We start from the raw sequence: 19,623 nt of genomic DNA on the forward strand, positions 1-19,623 counted from the left end.
CAGCTTAAAGCTGATCGCTTACAGCTTACTTTCAACCGCTTGCGCAGCAAGCTTTGAAAGTACTCGGCTGACCATAAAGAAGCCGAAGGTGGCGGTGATGTGGGTGATAGCACCAAAGCCGGAGGCACAATCCATTTTCATAGTGCCATCGAGATCTGGCTTGGCATTACAAATGCCGCCGTCGCCATCTGGGTATTTAGGCTGCTCGGTAGAAAATACGCAATCGATGCCAAATTTGCGTTTAGGATTTTTACTAAAATGATGAAAACGACGCAGATCACCCCGTACTTTAGCGGCTAGCGGATCTTGAATGGTTTTGCTCAGATCGCGGATCATGATCTGACTGGGATCGGTTTGCCCGCCTGCACCACCTGCGGTAATCACCGGGATCTTATTGCGCTTACAAAAGGCCAGCAAGGCCACCTTGGCTTTAACTGAGTCGATGGCATCTAGCACATAATCGAAATCTTGCAGTAAATACTCCGCCTGATTATTGCTGCTGATAAAGTCATCGACGATCGTCACTTTGCAGTCGGGGTTAATAAGCTTGATCCGATCCGCCATGGCTTGGGTTTTCTCTTGGCCGATCTGGTTGCAGAGCGCGTGGATCTGGCGGTTGGTATTGGTGATACAAATATCATCCATATCGATCAAGGTAATGGCACCAATGCCTGATCGCGCCAGCGCTTCTGCCGCCCAAGATCCTACTCCGCCAATACCGATCACACACACATGGGCTTGGCTAAAGTGGGCCAAGGCTGTATTACCGTATAATCGGGCAATGCCCCCAAAACGCTGCTCAAAACTCATTATTTACTCCCCTAAATGTGCGGTTAGTATATCAGGGAATGGGGATTAGTGATTAGGGAATGGGGAATGGGGAAGTCTGGTGTACCACACCATGATTAAGAGCTAAGACCAGAGCCTATCTGCAACGGAAGAACGCGGACTACACGGAAAAATTAATCTGAAATAAGATCGACGAGTAACAAGATCCTATCAATGGTAAGAGCTGCTCTCTAACAGCTCTGGTGCTTAGCCCTTACAATTTAGATAGTTTTGGTTCTTTCAGATCTGATCTTTATTTTTCCGTGGGTTCAGCGGATTCCGTTGCAAATGGGCTTATTTAAAAAAACAAAAAGGGAGCCGAAGCTCCCTTTTTTATCTCACGCTAGTTAAAGCGGAAATTAACCACCAACGGCGATGTTTTGCATGTCGGTCATGTAAGAACGCAAGGTCTTACCGATGATTTCAACTGGGTGGTTACGAATCGCTTCGTTCACTTCAATTAGACGACGGTTGTCTACTGAGTTAGTTTCAACTTCGAAGCCTTTACCAATTACGTTTGTGCTAATGCTTGGCATAAACTTCTCGCGCAACAATGGCACGGCGGCGTTAGCGAACAGGTAGTTACCGTACTCTGCAGTGTCAGAGATAACTACGTTCATTTCGTACAGACGCTTACGGGCAACTGTGTTGGCAATCAGTGGCAACTCGTGCAGTGACTCATAGTATGCAGACTCATCAATGATGCCAGATGCGGTCATGGCTTCAAACGCCAACTCAACACCGGCTTTAACCATGGCAACTAACAAAATGCCGTGGTCGAAGTATTCTTGCTCGTCAATGGCAACGTCAGTGGCAGGATACTGCTCGAAGCTAGTGTCGGCAGTTTCTTCACGCCAAGTTAACAGGTCTTTGTCGTCGTTCGCCCAGTCAGCCATCATGCCGGCAGAGAAGTTGCCTTGAATGATGTCATCCATGTGCTTGTTGAACAGGGGACGCATCAGCTCTTTCAGTTCTTCAGACAGATCGAAGGCTTTAATTTTTGCAGGGTTAGACAAACGGTCCATCATGTTGGTGATGCCGCCTTGCTTCAATGCTTCGGTGATGGTTTCCCAACCGAATTGAATAAGCTTGCCTGCGTAACCGGCGTCGATACCGTCGGCCAGCATTTTGTCGTGGGCTAAAATCGCGCCCGCTTGCAGCATGCCACACAGAATGGTTTGCTCGCCCATTAAGTCAGACTTAACTTCAGCAACAAAAGAAGACTCTAATACACCAGCACGGTCGCCGCCGGTAGCAGAAGCCCAAGCTTTAGCAATGGCTAAGCCTTCGCCTTTAGCGTCGTTTACTGGGTGTACGGCAATCAGGGTAGGAACACCAAAGCCACGCTTATATTCTTCACGTACTTCAGTACCTGGGCACTTAGGCGCAACCATGACTACTGTAATGTCTTTACGAATTTCCATGCCTTCTTCAACAATGTTGAAGCCATGAGAATAACCTAATGCCGCGCCTTCTTTCATTAACGGCATAACAGCGTTAACGGCAGAGGTGTGCTGCTTGTCTGGCGTCAGGTTCATTACCAAGTCGGCGGTGGGGATCAGCTCTTTGTAAGTACCTACTTTAAAGCCGTTTTCAGTCGCTTGCTTGAATGATGCACGCTTTTCAGCAATGGCTTCGTCACGTAATGCATAAGCCACATCTAGGCCTGAATCACGCATGTTCAAACCTTGGTTTAAACCCTGTGCGCCACAACCTACGATGACAACTTTTTTTCCTTTTAGAAAATCACAGCCGTCGGTAAATTCGTTGCGGTTCATAAAACGACACTTGCCCAGCTGCTCTAACTGCTCGCGCAACGTCAGGGTATTAAAGTAATTGTTAGCCATGAATGATCTTCCTATTAATCCATTTAATATAAATTCCTGCACCGCTGCACTTAAAGCTGCGATGACGACAAGATTACTATACCTTAAGCTTGTCATTGCTTAAAATGATATATTCGAAATAGAGTGTTGCATCTTCCGCAACGTGAAGGGTAAAGCGGACAAGATAAGTTCAAACGCCTAAACCTAAAGCGATTCTGCAACGGAAGAACACGGAACCCACTGAAAAATAGTGAGCAAATCTGAAATACAGCTAGGTTAAAAATCGCTGACCTTATAGCTTAGGTTTTACTAATAAGATCCTTTTTCGGTTTTATCTTAGCTTGATTGTTCCGTGTTCTTCCGTGGGTTCCGTGGCAGAAATATTTTCATTTTTTAGGAAAGGGCCGTGGATTTTCGTCATCTGGAATTGTTTGTACATTTAAGCCAGAGTTTACACTTTGGCCACACCGCCGATGCCATGGCGGTGAGCCCTTCTACTTTAAGCCGCGCCATTCAGCGCTTAGAGCAAGATACTGGTTGTGAGCTGTTAGTGCGTGATAACCGCACTGTGGTACTCACACCGGCAGGCGCTCGCTTGCAATTATTTGCCCAAAACTGGCTAAGTGACTGGCAGCATCTTAAACAAGAGCTCAAGCACGGTGAGAATAATCTGCAAGGTCGGTTGCGTGTCTATTGCTCGGTTACCGCCAGCTACTTTTTACTGCCCGGTATTTTAGACCGTTTTCGCAGCCGTTATCCGCGGTTAGAAATTCGCTTAGAAACCGGCGATCCGGCATTAGCTATCGAAAAGATATTAAGTGATGAAAGTGAGCTCGCCATTGCAGCACGCCCCGATGCCCTGCCCGCTAAAGTGCACTTTATTAACTTACAAACTGTGCCCATGGTATTTATTGCCCCCACATTAGCTGGGCCGGTAAGCGAGCTATTAGAGCAACGACCATTAGACTGGCGGACATTGCCGGTGATTTTATCTGAGCAAGGGGTAGCCCGAAAGCGTGCCAGCCAGTGGTTTAAAGCGAAAGGAATTAACCCCAATATTTATGCAGAAGTGGCAGGTAACGAGGCCATTATTGGCATGGTCGCACTTGGGTTTGGTATTGGTGTGGTGCCTAAAGCCGTGATTGATCACAGCCCTATGGGAGATAAGGTTCGGGTGTTATCCCCCACTCCGGCACTTAGGTCAATTGAAGTGGGGGTGTGCTTATTGAAAAAGCGTTTAGATGATCCCTTTATTCAAGCCTTCCAACAAACCGCACTCGAACCGGTTTAAACATAGCTGTCAGCTGTCAGCTATCAGAAAAAAACATTTAGCCACGGAATACACAGAAAGCACGGACAAGGCAAATATCGACGTTATATTATCAATCATACCCCAAAATTTTTTACTCTTAACCCACCTTAATTTTTCTGTGAATTCCGTGGGTTCCGTGGCGAAGAAATCTTTAGTCTTTTGCTTCTAGCTTACGGCTGACAGCTTACGGCTTAAAGCTGCCTTAAAGGCTGACGTGGTGGGTCATTTAAGGCTAGAATGCCACCATAGCCTAAGGAGACGATAATGTTAGACCCTAAAAAGTTAGAAGACATCGCAAAACAGATCCAAAACAGCCTGCCCAGTAGCATTAAAAATATGGGGGAAGAAGCAGAAAAGCGCTTTCGTACCGTATTACAGTCGCAATTGGGCAAGTTAGATATGGTGACGCGAGAAGAGTTTGATGTGCAAACTAAGGTATTGCTGCGCACCCGTGAAAAGCTTAATGCAATGGAAGCAACCTTGGCAAAGCTAGAGCAACAGCTAAATGGTGACACTCAAGCTAAATTAGAACAGCCACGGGATTATGATCAATAATTCTTCGGTATTACTGGCCAAGCAAGTACAACAGGCCTGTTTGCAAGCCGCATATGCGGCCTACGAAGAAGGCGGCTTATTAGGGTTATGCCAGCAAGGTCGGTTTGAGCTGGCCATGGATGCCATTGCCGCGCTCGATGTGGCGTCGCTCACTCAGCCACCGCCTGCTGACACGCAGCAGGCATAAAAATAGGGAAGCCAGCTTCCCTATTTTATTGCGCTATTCTTAGATTTACTTAAATAAACTCGTACGCATCACCAAACAGCTGCTCGGGCTCTATGCCTTTTTCTTTAAAGGCTTCACGCGCAACACCCGCCATTTCAAAGCGTCCGGCAATATAAACGTCATAATCAGACAAGCTTACAAAATCTTCCATAATGGCTTCGTGTACCAAGCCAGTACGCCCTTGCCAATCGTCACCGCCGGTTTGTACTACGGGAATATAGGTGAGTGTTTCATGCTCTTGCGCCCAAGCGTTCATTTCTTGATCGGCATATAAATGCTCGGTATGACGCACGCCCCAATATAAAAATATTGGCTGCTTGAAGTCATCTGCAATTAGCTGCTTTAAAATAGAGCGGGTATACGCAAACCCTGTGCCACCTGCCATTAAAATAACAGGGCGGTGAGCGTCTTCACGCAAGTGCGCTTTACCAGCTGGCAGCTGTACTTCAATTTCACCGAGATCTTGCATGCGTTTTAACACTTGCATGGCATAGGTATTGTCTGGTGTTGCCCCTATGTGCAGCTCAACAATGCCTTCATCATTCATGGTATTGGCAATAGAAAAGGGGCGTTTATCGTCTTCTGCCATCACTACCAATAAATACTGACCCGGAAGAAAATCCACCGGCACTTCTGGCTTTAATCGTACATACCAGAGGGTATCGGCCATTTCTTCGAGGGCTTGCACACTACATGTTACGTTCTGCATGACTATCCTTTGAGTTTATTCTATTGAGTGCTCATTTAATATTGACTGTTCTTTAGACTAACCTGTATTCAAGTTAGATTTAACTCCCTTTAAGGGTATTAGCGCTGATGCTGAGTGTCTAAAATGCCCAGCTGCTCCCATAAGCCATCAACTTTGCTGATCACTTCATCAGGCATCACTATGGGAGTGCCCCACTCTCTGTCGGTTTCACCCGGCCACTTATTAGTGGCATCCATGCCCATTTTAGAGCCAAGGCCCGATACAGGTGATGCAAAGTCTAAGTAATCGATAGGGGTATGTTCGATTAAGGTGGTATCTCGCGCTGGATCCATGCGGGTAGTAATGGCCCAGATCACATCATTCCAGTCGCGCGCATTAATGTCATCGTCACACACAATGACAAACTTAGTGTACATAAACTGGCGTAAAAATGACCATACACCCAGCATCACTCGCTTGGCATGTCCGGGATATTGCTTTTTAATGGTGACCACCGCCATCCGATATGAACAGCCTTCGGGCGGCAGGTAAAAATCAACAATCTCGGGAAATTGCTTTTGCAAGATAGGGACAAAGACTTCATTAAGTGCCACGCCCAAAATCGCCGGCTCATCCGGTGGCCGCCCAGTATAGGTTGAGTGATAAATAGCATCACTACGACGGGTAATGCGCTCCACGGTTAATACCGGAAACTCATCTATCTCGTTGTAATAACCGGTGTGATCACCATAAGGGCCCTCAGGTGCCATTTCATCGGGATAAATATAGCCTTCTAGTACAATTTCGGCACTGGCCGGCACTTCTAAATCGCTACCAATGCATTGCACCACTTCGGTACGGCTGCCTCGCAATAAGCCCGCAAAGGCATACTCCGATAAGGTATCGGGTACCGGTGTTACCGCACCTAATATGGTCGCCGGATCCGCCCCTAACGCCACCGCTACTGGATACGGTTTTCCGGGGTTGGCTTCTTGCCACTCTCGAAAATCGAGTGCACCGCCTCTGTGGCTCAGCCAGCGCATAATGACTTTATTTTTGCCCAGCAACTGTTGGCGATAAATGCCGAGATTTTGTCGTTTTTTATGCGGGCCACGCGTAATGGTCAGTCCCCAAGTGATCAAGGGGGCTGCATCACCCGGCCAGCAATGTTGAATTGGCAACTGAGTAAGATCTACCTGCTCGCCTTCTAATACCACTTCTTGGCAAGGTGCTTTTTTTAGCCGCTTGGTGGGCATGTTCAGCACTTGCTTAAAAATAGGCAGCTTTTCCATTAGCTCTTTCAAGCCTTTGGGCGGCTCTGGCTCTTTTAAATAGGATAACCAGCGCCCAACTTCACGCAACGCATCCACGTCTTGTTGGCCCATGCCCATGGCCACACGTTTAGGGGTGCCAAATAAGTTGCCTAGCACAGGCATATCAAACCCTTTGGGGTTTTCAAATAGCAGTGCCGGACCGCCCGCTTTTAGCGTGCGATCACAAATTTCGGTCATTTCTAGATAGGGGTCAATTTCATGCTGAATACGCTTGAGTTCGCCCTGAGCTTCAAGTTGCGCAATAAAATCACGCAAATCCTTATATTTCATAGGTTTATTCCAAGAGCAACGACTAATATTTCGAGTATACCCCGTTTCGTCTTAGCTTGTATTGACCAATAAAAAAACCGCGGGCGCGCCGCGGTTTTATAAAGGGGATACTTACTTTTGTTGACGTTTCATGGCATCAAAGAATTCGTCGTTAGTTTTGGTCATCGCCAATTTATCGATCAAAAATTCAATGCTGTCGCTTTCGCCCATAGGGTGCACAATTTTGCGTAAGATCCACATTTTTTGTAGCTCATCTGCCGTGGTAAGCAGCTCTTCACGGCGGGTGCCTGAGCGAGTAATGTCGATAGCAGGATAAATACGCTTCTCGGCAATTTTACGCGACAAGTGCAACTCCATATTACCGGTACCCTTAAACTCTTCGTAGATAACATCATCCATTTTAGAGCCGGTTTCTACCAAGGCGGTGGCAATAATAGTCAAGCTGCCACCCTCTTCTACATTACGAGCCGCACCAAAGAAGCGCTTCGGTCTGTGCAAAGCATTCGCATCTACACCACCGGTAAGCACCTTGCCAGAAGAAGGCACAACTGTGTTGTAGGCACGCGCTAAACGGGTAATAGAATCCAGTAAAATAATCACGTCTTTTTTATGCTCAACCAGACGCTTGGCTTTTTCTATTACCATGTCGGCCACCTGTACGTGGCGCTGGGCTGGCTCATCAAAGGTAGAGGCAATAACCTCGCCTTTAACCATGCGCTGCATTTCGGTGACTTCTTCTGGGCGCTCATCAATCAATAACACGATTAATACGCACTCGGGGTGATTGTAAGCGATGCTTTGTGCAATATTTTGCAGCAGCATGGTTTTACCGGCTTTAGGCGGTGCCACAATTAAGCCACGTTGCCCTTTACCAATCGGCGAGGCTAAGTCGAGTACTCGGGCGGTAATATCTTCTGTAGAACCATTACCGCGCTCCATTTTCATGCGCTCGTCGGCATGTAGAGGGGTCAGGTTTTCAAAGAGAATTTTACTGCGGGCATTTTCAGGGCGATCAAAGTTAACTTCGTTGATTTTTAGCAGGGCAAAATAACGTTCACCGTCTTTAGGTGGGCGAATTTTGCCGGCTAAGGTGTCGCCGGTACGCAAGTTAAAGCGTCGAATTTGGCTTGGCGAGACGTAAATATCGTCGGGCCCAGCTAGGTACGAAGAGTCGGCGCTACGTAAAAAACCAAAACCATCTTGTAATATCTCCAGCACACCGTTGCCGAAAATATCAGCGCCACCTTTAGCATGAGCCTTAAGGATTGCGAAAATAATGTCTTGTTTACGTAAACGAGCTAGGTTCTCTAAGCCCATTTTTTCTCCGAGCTTAACCAGCTCAGAAACAGGGGTATTCTTAAGTTCAGTCAGATTCATAGTGGTGGGTTTCTATCAACCAGGATATGTAAAATAGGAGGAAAAAGTCTGCTGGAGTTGAGACTTAAAATTGCAGGGCCACTAATTGGCACAAATGTAGGTTAGCAAACGAGCAATAAACTAGCATCAAAATATGGTGACGTCTAGCAAAAACAAAAAGAGGCGCGTTGCGCACCTCTTTTTAGCATTACAGATTGGCGTCTAAAAACTCTTTTAACTGATTCTTAGACAGCGCACCTACTTTAGTTGCCGCTACTTCACCATTTTTAAACAGTAACAGAGTCGGAATACCACGAATACCAAACTTAGGTGGTGTTTCAGCATTTTCATCGATATTCAGTTTGCCCACAGTCACTTTACCTGCATATTCATCAGCCACTTCAGCCAGAATAGGCGCAATCATTTTACAAGGACCACACCACTCAGCCCAAAAATCAACCAGTACAGGGGCGCTTGCTTTAACCACGTCAGCTTCGAAGCTGGCATCGGTCAGCTGAATAATTTTATCACTCATCTCCAACTCCAATCCGTTATTTTCTGTCTCAACACGCAAGTTGAGGTAATTTAGTTGCCCTATTTCAAATGATCCTGTTTATTATTGCAAGCCTAACCTGATATTCTGAACGTTATGAGCAAAACACACTTAACTGATACCACGTTTGCCGAACTGGGTTTACAGCCGCAGGTTGTAGCCGGTTTAGATGCAAAAGGATTCCGCAACTGCACGCCAATACAGGCGTTGTCGTTACCCCATTTAATTGCTGGCAAAGATATCGCAGGGCAAGCCCAAACCGGTACCGGCAAAACCATTGCTTTTTTAGCCGCCACTTTTAATCACCTATTAACCACTCCGGCCCCTGAGTCACGAAAACTTAACCAGCCTAGAGCCATCATAATGGCGCCAACCCGAGAGCTGGCGGTACAAATTTATAATGATGCCGACACCACCAGCGCCAGCACCGGCTTAAAGTTAGGCCTGGCCTATGGCGGTGAAGGTTACGAAGAACAAACTGCCGTATTAGATGCAGGTGTCGATATTTTAATAGGCACCACTGGCCGTATTATCGATTTTTTAAAGAAACAAGTGATCGACATGGGCGCCATTCAAGTAGTGGTGCTAGATGAAGCTGATCGCATGTTTGATTTAGGCTTTATTAAAGATATTCGGTTTTTATTTCGTCGTATGCCGCCGGCTGCTCAACGCATTAATATGCTATTTTCTGCCACGCTATCACTGCGGGTGCAGGAGCTGGCCTATGAGCATATGAATAGCCCAGAGCACGTTGAAGTTGAACCTGAACGTAAAACTGGCGTTAGCATCAAAGAAGAGCTGTTTTATCCTGCACAAGAAGATAAGCTCTTATTATTGCTCACCTTAATGGAAAATGAATGGCCAGATAAAGCCATCGTATTTGCGAATACCAAACACAGTTGCGAAAAAGTGCATGCTTGGCTTGCCGCCGATGGTCATCGTGTCGGCTTGCTAACCGGTGATGTGCCTCAGCGCAAACGCAGCGCCATTTTAGATGACTTTACCCAAGGCTCACTCGATATTTTAGTGGCCACGGATGTAGCCGCGCGCGGCTTACATATTCCTGATGTTAGTCATGTATTTAACTACGACTTACCCGATGATGCAGAAGACTATGTACACCGTATTGGCCGTACTGGTCGGGCCGGTGCTAGCGGCTACTCTATTAGCTTTGCCTGTGAAGAGTATGTATTTAACTTACCGGCAATAGAGGCTTATATTGAGCACTCTATTGCAGTGAGTAATTACGATCGTAATAATCTATTAGACGATGTCACGCCACCCAAGCGTATTCATCATCACAGAGCGCACAGCCATCGCAAACCCGGTGCACAAGGCCGCTCAGGATCCGCCCCTTACCGGCGGCGTTCGTAACGTTAACGGAGTAACAAATGAATAATGCCGCCCTCTATGCCGCTGTCGATTTGGGCTCAAACAGCTTTCATATGCTGGTGGTAGACGAGGTGGCTGGTGCTTGTCGCACCTTAGCGAAAGTAAAGCGCAAGGTGCGCCTTGCCGCTGGCTTACAAGCGGATGGCAACCTAGATGACGCCTCGTTACAACGGGGCTGGGACTGCCTGCAATTGTTCGCCGAACAATTGCAGGATATTCCTGCCGATCATATTCGCATTGTGGGCACCGCCACCTTACGTCTGGCTCGCAATATTGATGTGTTTTTAGCTAAGGCTGAGGCTATTCTGGGACACCCAGTGCGCATTATTTCGGGCGAGCAAGAGGCCGGACTTATTTATGAGGGCGTAGCTTGGACCTCTTCTGGCACCGGCCGACGGTTAGTGATTGATATTGGTGGCGCCAGCACAGAGTTAGTGGTGGGTGAAGGTGTATCAGCTCAGCTGTTAAATAGCTTGAATATGGGGTGTGTGACTTGGTTATCTCGTTATTTTAGTGATGAGCAACTGAATGACGCTAACTTCGATAACGCCATAGCCGCAGCACGTGAAGTGTTAACGCCTGTGGCCGCAGCGTATCTCGCACTCGGTTGGCAAACCTGCATTGGTGCTTCTGGCACTATACAGGCGATTCAAGAGATCATGATAAGCCAGGGGCAAGATGAACAAATCACCCTCAAAAAGCTGCTGCAACTTAAACAAGACGCCATTGCTTGTCAGCATATTAATCAGCTTACTTTGCCAGGGTTAACCCTTGAGCGCAGCCATGTGTTTCCATCGGGTTTAGCAATCCTTATTGCGTTATTTGATCTACTCGCCATCAACGATATGGTGTTGGCCGGTGGTGCCCTGCGCGAGGGATTAATGTATGGCATGTTATTAAGTGATCGCCAAGAGTGCGATGCCCGTGAGCGTACGGCAAACAGCTTAATTGAGCGCTATCAGCTAGACAGAGAGCAAGCCGAGCGCGTGCGTAATACCGCGCTGAACGCTTTAGCGCAAGTCGCTAACAATCAAGCATTGGATGTAAGCGCCAAGCCGATGTTGGCTTGGGCTTGTATGTTATATGAGTTAGGGTTGTGGATTGAATATAAGCGTGCCCCTGAGCATGCCGCCTATATTATTCATCATATCGATTTACCCGGTTTTACCCACCCACAACAACAGCTGTTGGGCGCCTTGTTACTCAATCAGCGGGGGGATTTTCAGCTTGAGCCTCTTACTAAACAAAGTGCGATTGCAGCTGATCAGGCAATTTTACTAGCGCGGTTATTACGCTTAGCAATTATTTTATGCCTACGTCGCACCCAAGGCACAGTGCCTGATTTTAAGATTTCTGCACAAGGCCAGCAACTCACCCTCACCCTTCCCGCTCATTGGCGCCAAACTCACCATTTACGCGCCAGTGAATTACAACAAGAAGCCCAACGCCAAACCGAAATGGGCTGGCCGTTAGTGATTGCAGAAGGCTAACCAAGCGGTACGCCTTACGCTATACGTACAGCGTAAGGCGTACAACGGGTTTTGATAGTTACTTATCAGCGTATTTAGCCATTTGCTCTTCTTTAAGCCAAATAGCTACCCGTTTGGCGAAGTAAGTCAAAATGCCATCGGCACCGGCGCGCTTAAAGCACATTAACGACTCCATGACAGTTTCGCGCTCTTTTAACCAACCGTTTTGAAAAGCTGCCATGTGCATAGCGTATTCACCACTCACCTGATAGGCAAAAGTCGGCACACCAAACTGATCTTTAACACGGCGCACCACATCTAAGTACGGCATACCGGGCTTCACCATGACACTGTCGGCTCCCTCTTCAATATCCAAGGCCACCTCTTGTAGCGCTTCATCACTGTTGGCCGGATCCATTTGGTAAGTGGCTTTATTCGCCCCTTTTAAGTTACCTGCAGAGCCCACTGCATCGCGGAATGGGCCGTAGTAATTAGAGGCATATTTAGCCGAGTAGGCCATAATTTGGGTGTTAATAAAGCCTGCGTCTTCTAGCGCCTCGCGAATTGCGCCAATACGGCCATCCATCATATCTGATGGTGCAACAATGTCGGCACCCGCTTGAGCGTGGCTTAATGCCTGCTTCACCAGCACTTCAGTGGTAATGTCATTCAGCACATAACCATCATCGTCTAAGATGCCGTCTTGACCATGTACAGTAAAAGGGTCGAGCGCCACATCTGTCATGACACCTAGCTCAGGGAAGTTTTCTTTAAGCGCGCGCACTGCTTCTTGTGCTAACCCCTCAGGGTTGTAAGCCTCTTCCGCCATCAAGGTCTTTTGGCTGGCATCCACCACAGGGAATAATGCAATTAACGGCACCCCAAGTTTCACCAACTCAGCGGCTTCTTCTAGCAGTAAATCAATGGATAAACGCTCAATGCCTGGCATAGACTCAACAGCCTGACGGCGCCCTACACCCGGTAATACAAACACCGGGTAAATAAGATCGTCCACCGTTAGCGTATTCTCGCGTACCATGCGACGGCTAAAATCATGCTTACGGGTACGGCGCAGGCGGCGTGAAGGGAAACCACCAAATATTTGTTGAGTCATAACTGCTCCTAGCAAAAACTAAATACGGAAAAAGGCGCGACTGGTCGCGGTCGTTTCAGCCATTAACTGATCGGGATTGTCCCCACGATGGGCGGCAACGCGCTCGGCTATATGAGGTAAATAAGCAGGCTCGTTACGACGACTTTTTGGCTTAGCCGTCAGATCACGAGGTAATAAATAGGGGCTATCGGTTTCTATCATTAAGCGATCACTAGGGATCAAAGAAACAATGCTTTGCAAGACTTTTCCACGACGTTCATCGCAAATCCACCCGGTAATACCAATATGTAATTCAAGGGCTAAACAATCGCGTAACTCAACCTCACTGCCTGTAAAGCAATGCAAGACTGCCGCCGGCAATTTAGCGCGCCAAGGCTTAAGAATATCCATAAAGCGCTGATGGGCATCACGGCAATGCATAAAGACTGGCAACTGTAGCTCAGCGGCCAGAGCGAGTTGTGCTTCAAAGGCTGCTTCTTGCTGCGGTCGTGGTGAAAAGTCGCGGTTAAAATCAAGGCCGCACTCGCCTATTGCCACTACCTCAGGACGCTGTGCGAGCTTGCGAAGCTCCGCCATACTCTGTTCATTAAAGGTTTTGGCATCATGAGGATGCACACCCGCAGTGGCATAGCAAAAACCGGGCTCAGTGGCAGCATAATCAGCCACCGCTTGGCTTTCAGCTAGACTGGTACCGGTTAAGATCAAGCCTGTTACACCCGCAGCTTTCGCTCGCACTATGGCTTGGTCTCGGTCTTGATCAAATTGGTTATTAGTCAGGTTTACGCCAATATCAATCATGATGCGTCCTGCTCTGCTTCATCACTTTCATCGTCTGTTTTTCGTGTATAAAAGCGAGCAAAAAACACCCCTAACTCAAACAGTAACCACATGGGAATCGCGAGCAGTGTTTGAGAAATAATATCGGGCGGGGTTAGCAACATCCCCACCACAAACACCACTACAATCACGTAAGCGCGTTTACTGGCTAAGTCTTTAGGAGTAGTGACACCGGTCCAACATAACAAAATGGTGGCAATGGGTATTTCAAAGGCAATACCAAAAGCCACAAACAGCCCCAATACAAAATCGAGGTAGCTGGCAATGTCAGTGGCAATGGTCACGCCCTCTGGTGCCATTTTGGTAAAAAACGCAAACGCTAGCGGAAACACCACAAAGTAAGCAAACGCAGCACCCGCATAAAATAGCAAGGCACTGGAAAACACCAGAGGTGAGATCAGCTTTTTTTCGTGCTTATATAAACCGGGTGCAATAAACGCCCACACTTGATAAAGCACATAAGGGATAGCTAAAAACAGTGACACTATCAGGGTGAGCTTCATGGGGGTTAAAAACGGGGTCGCAACGCCCGTGGCAATCATACTTGTGCCTTCTGGCAACTGTCGTAGCAAAGGCTCGGCTAATATGCTGTAAATGTCATTGGCAAAGTAAACTAACGCCAAAAACACCAGTAAAATAGCAGCAAATGCGCGTAATAAACGACTGCGCAGCTCTACCAGATGACTGATCAGCGGCTGATGTGTTTTGTTCATTTAAGACTTATCCTGCTCTGAATTAGAGGAAGATGTGGGTTCGCTGATCTGTGTAGACGCCGCCTTTTTCTCATAAGGGCGGGTCACAGAATCAGCGGCATCCTTTAGCTGCTCCATAGACTCTTGTAGCTCGGGGCTTAATTTTTTCATATCAAGCTGCTCGGCTTTTTTTAAGTCTTGGTGCAATTCATCTAGCCGCAATTCCTGAGCAAGCTCAGTTTTGACTGCATTGGCCGTACTTTTGACCGTTTTAAAAAATCGAGAGACGGTTCTGATCGCTACCGGTAGGCGCTCTGGCCCTAATACCAATAGTCCAATCACAGCGATCACCACAAGCTCCCAGAAACCGATATCAAACATGACTACACTCGATCGTTATCTTTGGTTTTTTCCTGATGCTCAGGGTTAACCGTCTCTGACTGCTCTTTTTTGGCAGATAAGGACTCTTGTTTAAAGTCAGCATCTTGCTGATCCTTATCCCCGTCTTTCTCATCATCACTCATGGCTTTTTTAAAGCCCTTTACCGCAGAGCCTAAGTCTCCACCCAGGCCGCGCAGCTTTTTGGTTCCAAACAAGAGTACAACAATTAACACTACAATAAGTAGCTGCCAAACACTGATTCCACCCATAGTCGTTTCTTCCTCTGCAATAATATAAAACGGTATAATATCTTAGCTTAATGCCAATGCTTTGCTGTTAGATCAAATTAATGCGCTATTTTTTGCCAGCCAAACAACCATACAACCAAAGTGAGTACTAGACCAGACATGGCTAACTCGGTTTTATCCATTCCGAGCAATAAGGTACTGGCTAACAACAATGACGCCCCTATGGCTAATAAAAAACGTCCTTTTCCTTGACGCTTATTATGCTGTGCAAATTCTTGATACAACCCCTGCATTTGCCCCTGCTGCATTTTGGCTTGACGTAAAGCGTCATACACTAACTCAGGCAATTCAGGTAGTTTTTCTGCCCAATACGGCGCTTTTTCTTTTACCGCATTAATCACGGCTTTGTAACCTACTTGACGCTGCATCCACTCTTCTAAGAAGGGCTTAGCTGTTTGCCATAAATCTAGCTGCGGATACAACTGACGTCCAACGCCTTCCACATACAACAAGGTTTTTTGTAATAGCACCAACTGTGGCTGTACCGCCATATTAAAACGGCGTGCCGTACTAAAGAGATTAAGCAGCACATGACCAAATGAAATCTCTGACAGCGGCTTTTCGAATATGGGCTCTAATACGGTACGAATAGCTGACTCAAACTCTTCTATTTTGGTTTCGGCAGGAACCCAACCAGATTCCACATGTAACTCGGCAACTTTGCGGTAATCACGATTAAAAAACGCCAAGAAGTTTTCTGCTAAATAGCGTTTATCATCCTTATTTAGCGTCCCCACAATACCGCAGTCGATGCCAATCCACTGAGGATCCTCTGGGTGCTCATAAGAAACGAAAATATTGCCCGGGTGCATATCTGCGTGAAAAAAGCTGTCGCGAAATACTTGAGTAAAAAACACTTCAACGCCACGTTCAGCTAGCAGCTTCATATTGGTGCCGTTCGCCTCTAATGCGGCAATATCCGACACTGGAATGCCGTAAATGCGCTCCATAACCAACACATTTTCACGGCAGTAACTTGAGTATATTTCAGGCACATACAAAGTACCTGAGCCCTCGAAGTTACGACGCAATTGAATGGCATTCGCCCCTTCGCGCAACAGGTTTAGCTCATCAAATAAGGTTTTACGATATTCCTCAACCACTTCAACTGGGCGAAAGCGGCTGCTGCGCTCTGGTACTAAACGCGCCACTAAACCTGCCACCGAACTCATTAAGCTCACATCTGCATCGATAACGGTATAAATGCTGGGTCTGATCACCTTAACCACCACTTCTTCACCCGTATGCAAGCGAGCGGTATGTACTTGGGCAATGGAGGCTGAGGCTAGCGGTTTTTCATCAAAATTATCAAAGAGCTCATTAATTGGGGCGCCTAAACTGGCTTCTATTTGTTCGCGCGCTAAACGACCATCAAAAGGCGGTACTCTATCTTGTAACATCGCCAGTTCTTCGGCGATATCAGGAGGCAATAAATCACGGCGTGTCGATAGCATTTGACCAAATTTAATAAATACCGGGCCCAGCTCTTCCAATGCTAACCGAATACGTTCACCACGGGATAAGTTAGGGTGGCGATTTTTCAACCAAAATAAGCTTTTTCGCGCAATTCGTGCCGGCCATATTTGTAATCGCGCAGGAACAAGCTCATCCAATCCGTAGTCGAACAGGGTTTTACCAATCTGATAGAGCCGAACTAATTCGCGCCACTTCTTCATGAATGTCTCACTTTATCTATTAGCGTCGCTAAGCGCACCTCTAACTGCGACACCTGGTTATATAGCTCACCTACGTCATCATTAAAGTCAGCAAGCTCTAAAGGGCCAACGGCCAAGCGTGCTTCTTCTAGCGCATAATCGCTCAGTTGATTGCGCAAGCTAATGCCTCTTTGCGTAATCGCCGCTGTTAGCTCGCCTGCATGACGGCACAATAAATGTGCGGCAATGTCTCCCGTATAAGTGGCCAACCAACCTTCAATATCAATACTGGGATCTTTCACTAAGGCAGAAAAGTCTTGCCAAGGCATGGGATCACCTTGCAGGTCGATGCGTCCATCACGTATGTATTGCATCAAGAGACTCTTGTCTTTTAGCAAACCTAGCGCATTTAGTGACAAACTTAGGTGACTATCTGCACTGCCTTCATATTTTTGTAGCAGCACCAGCTGATCATCAGCAAAGACCATGTACACACTGACGATGCCAGTAACCGTTAGCTGTAATACTTTGCCTTGCAGGGGCGCCATTTTTTTTAGTCGCTCAGCATCTTGCTGAATAAAGCGATTAAATGCCAGTTCAAGGGTGCCATTAACCAAAGGGTGTAACAGTGCTTTCATCAGAACTTAAACCCGCGGTGCAATGCCACTATGCCATCGGTGAGGTTAAAGTACTCTACTTGTTCAAGACCGGCTTCTTCCATCATGCCTTTTAACGTTTCTTGATCAGGGTGCATACGGATAGACTCAGCCAAATATTGATAGCTGTCGCTGTCTTTTGCCACTAGGCTGCCTACTTTAGGCAATACGTTAAATGAATAAAAATCATAAAGCTTATTCATAACTTCGTGCTGTGGCTTAGAAAATTCCAGTACTAATAAACGACCGCCAGGTTTAAGCACTCGCTGCATAGAAGCCAGCGCTTTATCTTTATTGGTTACGTTGCGTAAACCAAAAGCAATAGTAATTAAATCGAAATGGTTATCAGGAAAGGGCAAAGCTTCCGCATTGGCTTGCACATAAGAGATATTACACCCTAAGCCTTTGTTCCTTAATTTATCGCGCCCTACCTTTAGCATAGAATCGTTGATATCAGCTAAGACAACTTGACCAGTTTCACCCACTACACGCGAAAACTTAGCGGTTAAATCACCGGTTCCGCCCGCCAAATCCAACACCTTCTGGCCCTTACGAACACCGGAGCAATCAATGGTAAAGCGCTTCCATAAGCGATGAACACCAAACGACATCAGATCATTCATCAAATCATATTTAGCTGCTACCGAATGAAATACGCCGGCAACCATCTGCTCTTTCTCGTTGGCTTCTACTGTTTTGTAACCAAAGTGAGTGGTCGACTTATCTTGTTCTGACATGCTGGGAGCACCTATAAAGTCAAAGTAAGTGAGTGTAGCGCAAATATGCAACCTAAATTAACGAGACGCCAATATGTTGGCCGTTAACTGCATACCTAAGTAGGTCACCATGATACAGCAAACGACATTAAGGCACACATTCAACATCGCCTTAAGCCATTGACCTTGCTCAAGGAGTAGTAAACTATCGAGTGAGAAAGACGAAAAAGTCGTCAGCGCCCCTAACATGCCGACCATTAAGAAAGGTCGCCAACTATTTTCATGCAAAACTTGCTGCTGTACTAATACAAATACAGACCCCATGATTAAAGAGCCCAGTACATTGACCGTGAGTGTGCCATAAGGAAAAGTACGACCCAGCGCACGCGCCATAATATCGGTAATGCCAAAACGTAATACGGCTCCTAAGGCGCCACCTAACGCAATAATCAATAAATTCTGCATCTGTTAAGCCAGAGAATAAATAACGATAAATATTTTGCTTAGTTTACGCTTAGGCCAGAGAAAAGCCTAATAGCATTGACAGCGAAGAGAGGAGCTTGAGGTGGGATGCGGGGTAACTGGCTAGTATACCACCGGCAGGGTAGTCACCCTGCCAATGATAAAATCGTTAGGCTGAACGTTCACGCTTAGCTTGTACCGACTCACCAGCTACCCCAAAGTCTTGAGTAGCAATGTCTTGTAGCAAAATGCGTACTGTTTCAGGCTTTACTTCTAATGCTTTTACACAAGCATCCGTTACTTCTTTAATTAACGCTTCTTTTTGTTCTTTACTGCGCCCTTCAATTAACGCGATATTAAGAATCGGCATCCTAACTTCCTTCTCTTTAAAAATGAGCAGCCATTACAGTAAAAATTGTGAGCCGAGTCAAATTTATACCAATCGTACTAATTAAGTAGTCAGTTTGTACTTCCTGTAAAAGCCAAACAAAGGGGTAACGCCACCGACACGCTGCAAGTACCTCCCTGTAACGCTCAACACATGACATCCCTGTCATGTGATGGTCGGTGGAGTCACTCCCTTTATCCGGCCATCAGCCACTGAGTCGCCTATTAGCGGCCTCATTGACAACGCAGAGCTCAATAAGAGGCGACTGAGATCGGCTCCCATGACCGTGAAATGCCATGGACGGCACTTCCCGAGCCCGTATGGGCCAGCTTGCTGGCGTGTATCTTTATTGGGTAATGGAACGAATATCCAGTGAATATTCGCAGCCATACCCAGCAAAGATGGCTAGCCCAGTGGCGTGTCGTGGGAGGTAGCTCAGTTTCCTCTTTTATGCAGATTTTCAATAGAACAAATATTTATACCATTCTGTAAAATTAACTGGTCAGATTTATCCACTCTCTGGAGCACATTTGTGTCACGCGTTCGGCACTTTCAATAAAGGTGTTCCAGGCCTCGCAGACGCTGCTCATGATGTCTTCATAATT

General features: G+C 46.7%; 21 protein-coding genes. 5 read left to right on the top strand and 16 right to left on the bottom strand.

The features are described 5' to 3' along the window. Positions 1-18: 18 nt before the first annotated feature. A complete protein-coding gene (tcdA, locus tag J3U76_RS11085) occupies positions 19-810 on the bottom strand; it encodes a tRNA cyclic N6-threonylcarbamoyladenosine(37) synthase TcdA (RefSeq protein ID WP_208006028.1) in 792 nt (263 codons plus the stop codon). Positions 811-1,187: 377 nt separating this feature from the next. Then, positions 1,188-2,675 (bottom strand): ketol-acid reductoisomerase, encoded by a 1,488-nt coding sequence (gene ilvC, locus J3U76_RS11090; RefSeq protein ID WP_208006029.1) that lies wholly within the window; start codon positions 2,673-2,675, stop codon positions 1,188-1,190. 385 nt (positions 2,676-3,060) lie between these two features. Between ilvC and ilvY the strand changes: the two genes are divergently transcribed. The 3 genes from ilvY to J3U76_RS11105 all read left to right on the top strand — a co-directional run bounded on the left by ilvY (position 3,061) and on the right by J3U76_RS11105 (position 4,708). Next, on the top strand, positions 3,061-3,945 hold the full coding sequence (gene ilvY, locus J3U76_RS11095; RefSeq protein WP_208006030.1) for an HTH-type transcriptional activator IlvY: 885 nt from the start codon (positions 3,061-3,063) through the stop codon (positions 3,943-3,945). A 285-nt stretch (positions 3,946-4,230) separates the two neighbouring features. Then, on the top strand, positions 4,231-4,521 hold the full coding sequence (gene ubiK, locus J3U76_RS11100) for a ubiquinone biosynthesis accessory factor UbiK (RefSeq protein WP_208006031.1): 291 nt from the start codon (positions 4,231-4,233) through the stop codon (positions 4,519-4,521). Continuing rightward, positions 4,511-4,708 (top strand): hypothetical protein, encoded by a 198-nt coding sequence (locus tag J3U76_RS11105; RefSeq protein ID WP_208006032.1) that lies wholly within the window; start codon positions 4,511-4,513, stop codon positions 4,706-4,708. The genes ubiK and J3U76_RS11105 overlap by 11 nt, the downstream gene beginning before the upstream one ends. 49 nt (positions 4,709-4,757) lie before the next feature. On the opposite strand, the gene fre is transcribed toward J3U76_RS11105, so the two are convergent. The 4 genes from fre to trxA form a co-directional block, all read right to left on the bottom strand. Further along, complete coding sequence (fre, locus tag J3U76_RS11110; RefSeq protein WP_208006033.1) at positions 4,758-5,456, bottom strand: NAD(P)H-flavin reductase; 699 nt, start codon at positions 5,454-5,456, stop codon at positions 4,758-4,760. Between the two features lie 98 nt (positions 5,457-5,554). Beyond that, positions 5,555-7,039: a 4-hydroxy-3-polyprenylbenzoate decarboxylase gene (gene ubiD / locus J3U76_RS11115; RefSeq protein WP_208006034.1), complete on the bottom strand. Its 1,485-nt coding sequence runs from the start codon at positions 7,037-7,039 to the stop codon at positions 5,555-5,557. Positions 7,040-7,150: 111 nt separating this feature from the next. Then, positions 7,151-8,416 carry a transcription termination factor Rho gene (rho, locus tag J3U76_RS11120; RefSeq protein ID WP_208006035.1) on the bottom strand — a complete coding sequence of 422 codons (1,266 nt, stop codon included), beginning with the start codon at positions 8,414-8,416 and terminating at the stop codon, positions 7,151-7,153. Between the two features lie 187 nt (positions 8,417-8,603). Next, entirely contained in the window at positions 8,604-8,930 is a 327-nt protein-coding gene (trxA, locus tag J3U76_RS11125; protein ID WP_208006036.1) for a thioredoxin TrxA, read from the bottom strand. 114 nt (positions 8,931-9,044) lie between these two features. On the opposite strand from trxA, the gene rhlB reads away from it, so the two are divergent. Then, the gene (gene rhlB, locus J3U76_RS11130) at positions 9,045-10,322 is read left to right on the top strand and encodes an ATP-dependent RNA helicase RhlB (RefSeq protein ID WP_208006037.1); all 1,278 of its coding nucleotides are present in this window, start codon (positions 9,045-9,047) and stop codon (positions 10,320-10,322) included. 17 nt (positions 10,323-10,339) lie between these two features. Beyond that, a complete protein-coding gene (gene gppA / locus J3U76_RS11135) occupies positions 10,340-11,830 on the top strand; it encodes a guanosine-5'-triphosphate,3'-diphosphate diphosphatase (RefSeq protein WP_208006038.1) in 1,491 nt (496 codons plus the stop codon). Between the two features lie 58 nt (positions 11,831-11,888). On the opposite strand, the gene hemB is transcribed toward gppA, so the two are convergent. From hemB to J3U76_RS11185, 10 genes are all read right to left on the bottom strand, one after another. Beyond that, positions 11,889-12,923: a porphobilinogen synthase gene (gene hemB, locus J3U76_RS11140; protein WP_208006039.1), complete on the bottom strand. Its 1,035-nt coding sequence runs from the start codon at positions 12,921-12,923 to the stop codon at positions 11,889-11,891. A gap of 18 nt (positions 12,924-12,941) precedes the next feature. Further along, positions 12,942-13,721: a 3'-5' ssDNA/RNA exonuclease TatD gene (gene tatD, locus J3U76_RS11145; RefSeq protein WP_208006040.1), complete on the bottom strand. Its 780-nt coding sequence runs from the start codon at positions 13,719-13,721 to the stop codon at positions 12,942-12,944. Then, a complete protein-coding gene (tatC, locus tag J3U76_RS11150) occupies positions 13,718-14,473 on the bottom strand; it encodes a twin-arginine translocase subunit TatC (RefSeq protein WP_208006041.1) in 756 nt (251 codons plus the stop codon). Before tatC ends, tatD begins: the two co-directional genes overlap by 4 nt. Further along, a complete protein-coding gene (tatB, locus tag J3U76_RS11155; RefSeq protein WP_208006042.1) occupies positions 14,474-14,833 on the bottom strand; it encodes a Sec-independent protein translocase protein TatB in 360 nt (119 codons plus the stop codon). 2 nt (positions 14,834-14,835) lie between these two features. Continuing rightward, the gene (gene tatA, locus J3U76_RS11160; protein WP_208006043.1) at positions 14,836-15,102 is read right to left on the bottom strand and encodes a Sec-independent protein translocase subunit TatA; all 267 of its coding nucleotides are present in this window, start codon (positions 15,100-15,102) and stop codon (positions 14,836-14,838) included. 77 nt (positions 15,103-15,179) lie between these two features. Next, entirely contained in the window at positions 15,180-16,817 is a 1,638-nt protein-coding gene (gene ubiB / locus J3U76_RS11165) for a ubiquinone biosynthesis regulatory protein kinase UbiB (protein WP_208006044.1), read from the bottom strand. Continuing rightward, positions 16,814-17,434: a ubiquinone biosynthesis accessory factor UbiJ gene (locus J3U76_RS11170; RefSeq protein WP_208006045.1), complete on the bottom strand. Its 621-nt coding sequence runs from the start codon at positions 17,432-17,434 to the stop codon at positions 16,814-16,816. Before J3U76_RS11170 ends, ubiB begins: the two co-directional genes overlap by 4 nt. Next, positions 17,434-18,189 carry a bifunctional demethylmenaquinone methyltransferase/2-methoxy-6-polyprenyl-1,4-benzoquinol methylase UbiE gene (gene ubiE / locus J3U76_RS11175; RefSeq protein WP_208006046.1) on the bottom strand — a complete coding sequence of 252 codons (756 nt, stop codon included), beginning with the start codon at positions 18,187-18,189 and terminating at the stop codon, positions 17,434-17,436. Before ubiE ends, J3U76_RS11170 begins: the two co-directional genes overlap by 1 nt. A 57-nt stretch (positions 18,190-18,246) precedes the next feature. After that, complete coding sequence (gene crcB / locus J3U76_RS11180; RefSeq protein ID WP_208006047.1) at positions 18,247-18,633, bottom strand: fluoride efflux transporter CrcB; 387 nt, start codon at positions 18,631-18,633, stop codon at positions 18,247-18,249. Positions 18,634-18,799: 166 nt separating this feature from the next. After that, positions 18,800-19,000 (bottom strand): tautomerase family protein, encoded by a 201-nt coding sequence (locus J3U76_RS11185; protein WP_208006048.1) that lies wholly within the window; start codon positions 18,998-19,000, stop codon positions 18,800-18,802. Between the last annotated feature and the right edge of the window lie 623 nt (positions 19,001-19,623).

It is taken from the genome of Oceanisphaera pacifica, assembly GCF_017498065.1.
GTDB classification, from domain to species: domain Bacteria; phylum Pseudomonadota; class Gammaproteobacteria; order Enterobacterales; family Aeromonadaceae; genus Oceanimonas; species Oceanimonas pacifica.

Bases quoted from the DNA above. Each gene is read 5' to 3' on its own strand.
- tatA (WP_208006043.1), bottom strand. From the start codon at position 15,102: ATGGGTGGAATCAGTGTTTGGCAGCTACTTATTGTAGTGTTAATTGTT.
- tatB (WP_208006042.1), bottom strand. From the start codon at position 14,833: ATGTTTGATATCGGTTTCTGGGAGCTTGTGGTGATCGCTGTGATTGGA.
- ubiK (WP_208006031.1), top strand. From the start codon at position 4,231: ATGTTAGACCCTAAAAAGTTAGAAGACATCGCAAAACAGATCCAAAAC.
- J3U76_RS11185 (WP_208006048.1), bottom strand. From the start codon at position 19,000: ATGCCGATTCTTAATATCGCGTTAATTGAAGGGCGCAGTAAAGAACAA.
- ubiE (WP_208006046.1), bottom strand. From the start codon at position 18,189: ATGTCAGAACAAGATAAGTCGACCACTCACTTTGGTTACAAAACAGTA.
- J3U76_RS11105 (WP_208006032.1), top strand. From the start codon at position 4,511: ATGATCAATAATTCTTCGGTATTACTGGCCAAGCAAGTACAACAGGCC.
- gppA (WP_208006038.1), top strand. From the start codon at position 10,340: ATGAATAATGCCGCCCTCTATGCCGCTGTCGATTTGGGCTCAAACAGC.
- ubiB (WP_208006044.1), bottom strand. From the start codon at position 16,817: ATGAAGAAGTGGCGCGAATTAGTTCGGCTCTATCAGATTGGTAAAACC.
- crcB (WP_208006047.1), bottom strand. From the start codon at position 18,633: ATGCAGAATTTATTGATTATTGCGTTAGGTGGCGCCTTAGGAGCCGTA.
- ilvC (WP_208006029.1), bottom strand. From the start codon at position 2,675: ATGGCTAACAATTACTTTAATACCCTGACGTTGCGCGAGCAGTTAGAG.
- ubiD (WP_208006034.1), bottom strand. From the start codon at position 7,039: ATGAAATATAAGGATTTGCGTGATTTTATTGCGCAACTTGAAGCTCAG.
- tatD (WP_208006040.1), bottom strand. From the start codon at position 13,721: ATGATTGATATTGGCGTAAACCTGACTAATAACCAATTTGATCAAGAC.
- trxA (WP_208006036.1), bottom strand. From the start codon at position 8,930: ATGAGTGATAAAATTATTCAGCTGACCGATGCCAGCTTCGAAGCTGAC.
- rhlB (WP_208006037.1), top strand. From the start codon at position 9,045: ATGAGCAAAACACACTTAACTGATACCACGTTTGCCGAACTGGGTTTA.
- J3U76_RS11170 (WP_208006045.1), bottom strand. From the start codon at position 17,434: ATGAAAGCACTGTTACACCCTTTGGTTAATGGCACCCTTGAACTGGCA.
- hemB (WP_208006039.1), bottom strand. From the start codon at position 12,923: ATGACTCAACAAATATTTGGTGGTTTCCCTTCACGCCGCCTGCGCCGT.
- tcdA (WP_208006028.1), bottom strand. From the start codon at position 810: ATGAGTTTTGAGCAGCGTTTTGGGGGCATTGCCCGATTATACGGTAAT.
- rho (WP_208006035.1), bottom strand. From the start codon at position 8,416: ATGAATCTGACTGAACTTAAGAATACCCCTGTTTCTGAGCTGGTTAAG.
- tatC (WP_208006041.1), bottom strand. From the start codon at position 14,473: ATGAACAAAACACATCAGCCGCTGATCAGTCATCTGGTAGAGCTGCGC.
- fre (WP_208006033.1), bottom strand. From the start codon at position 5,456: ATGCAGAACGTAACATGTAGTGTGCAAGCCCTCGAAGAAATGGCCGAT.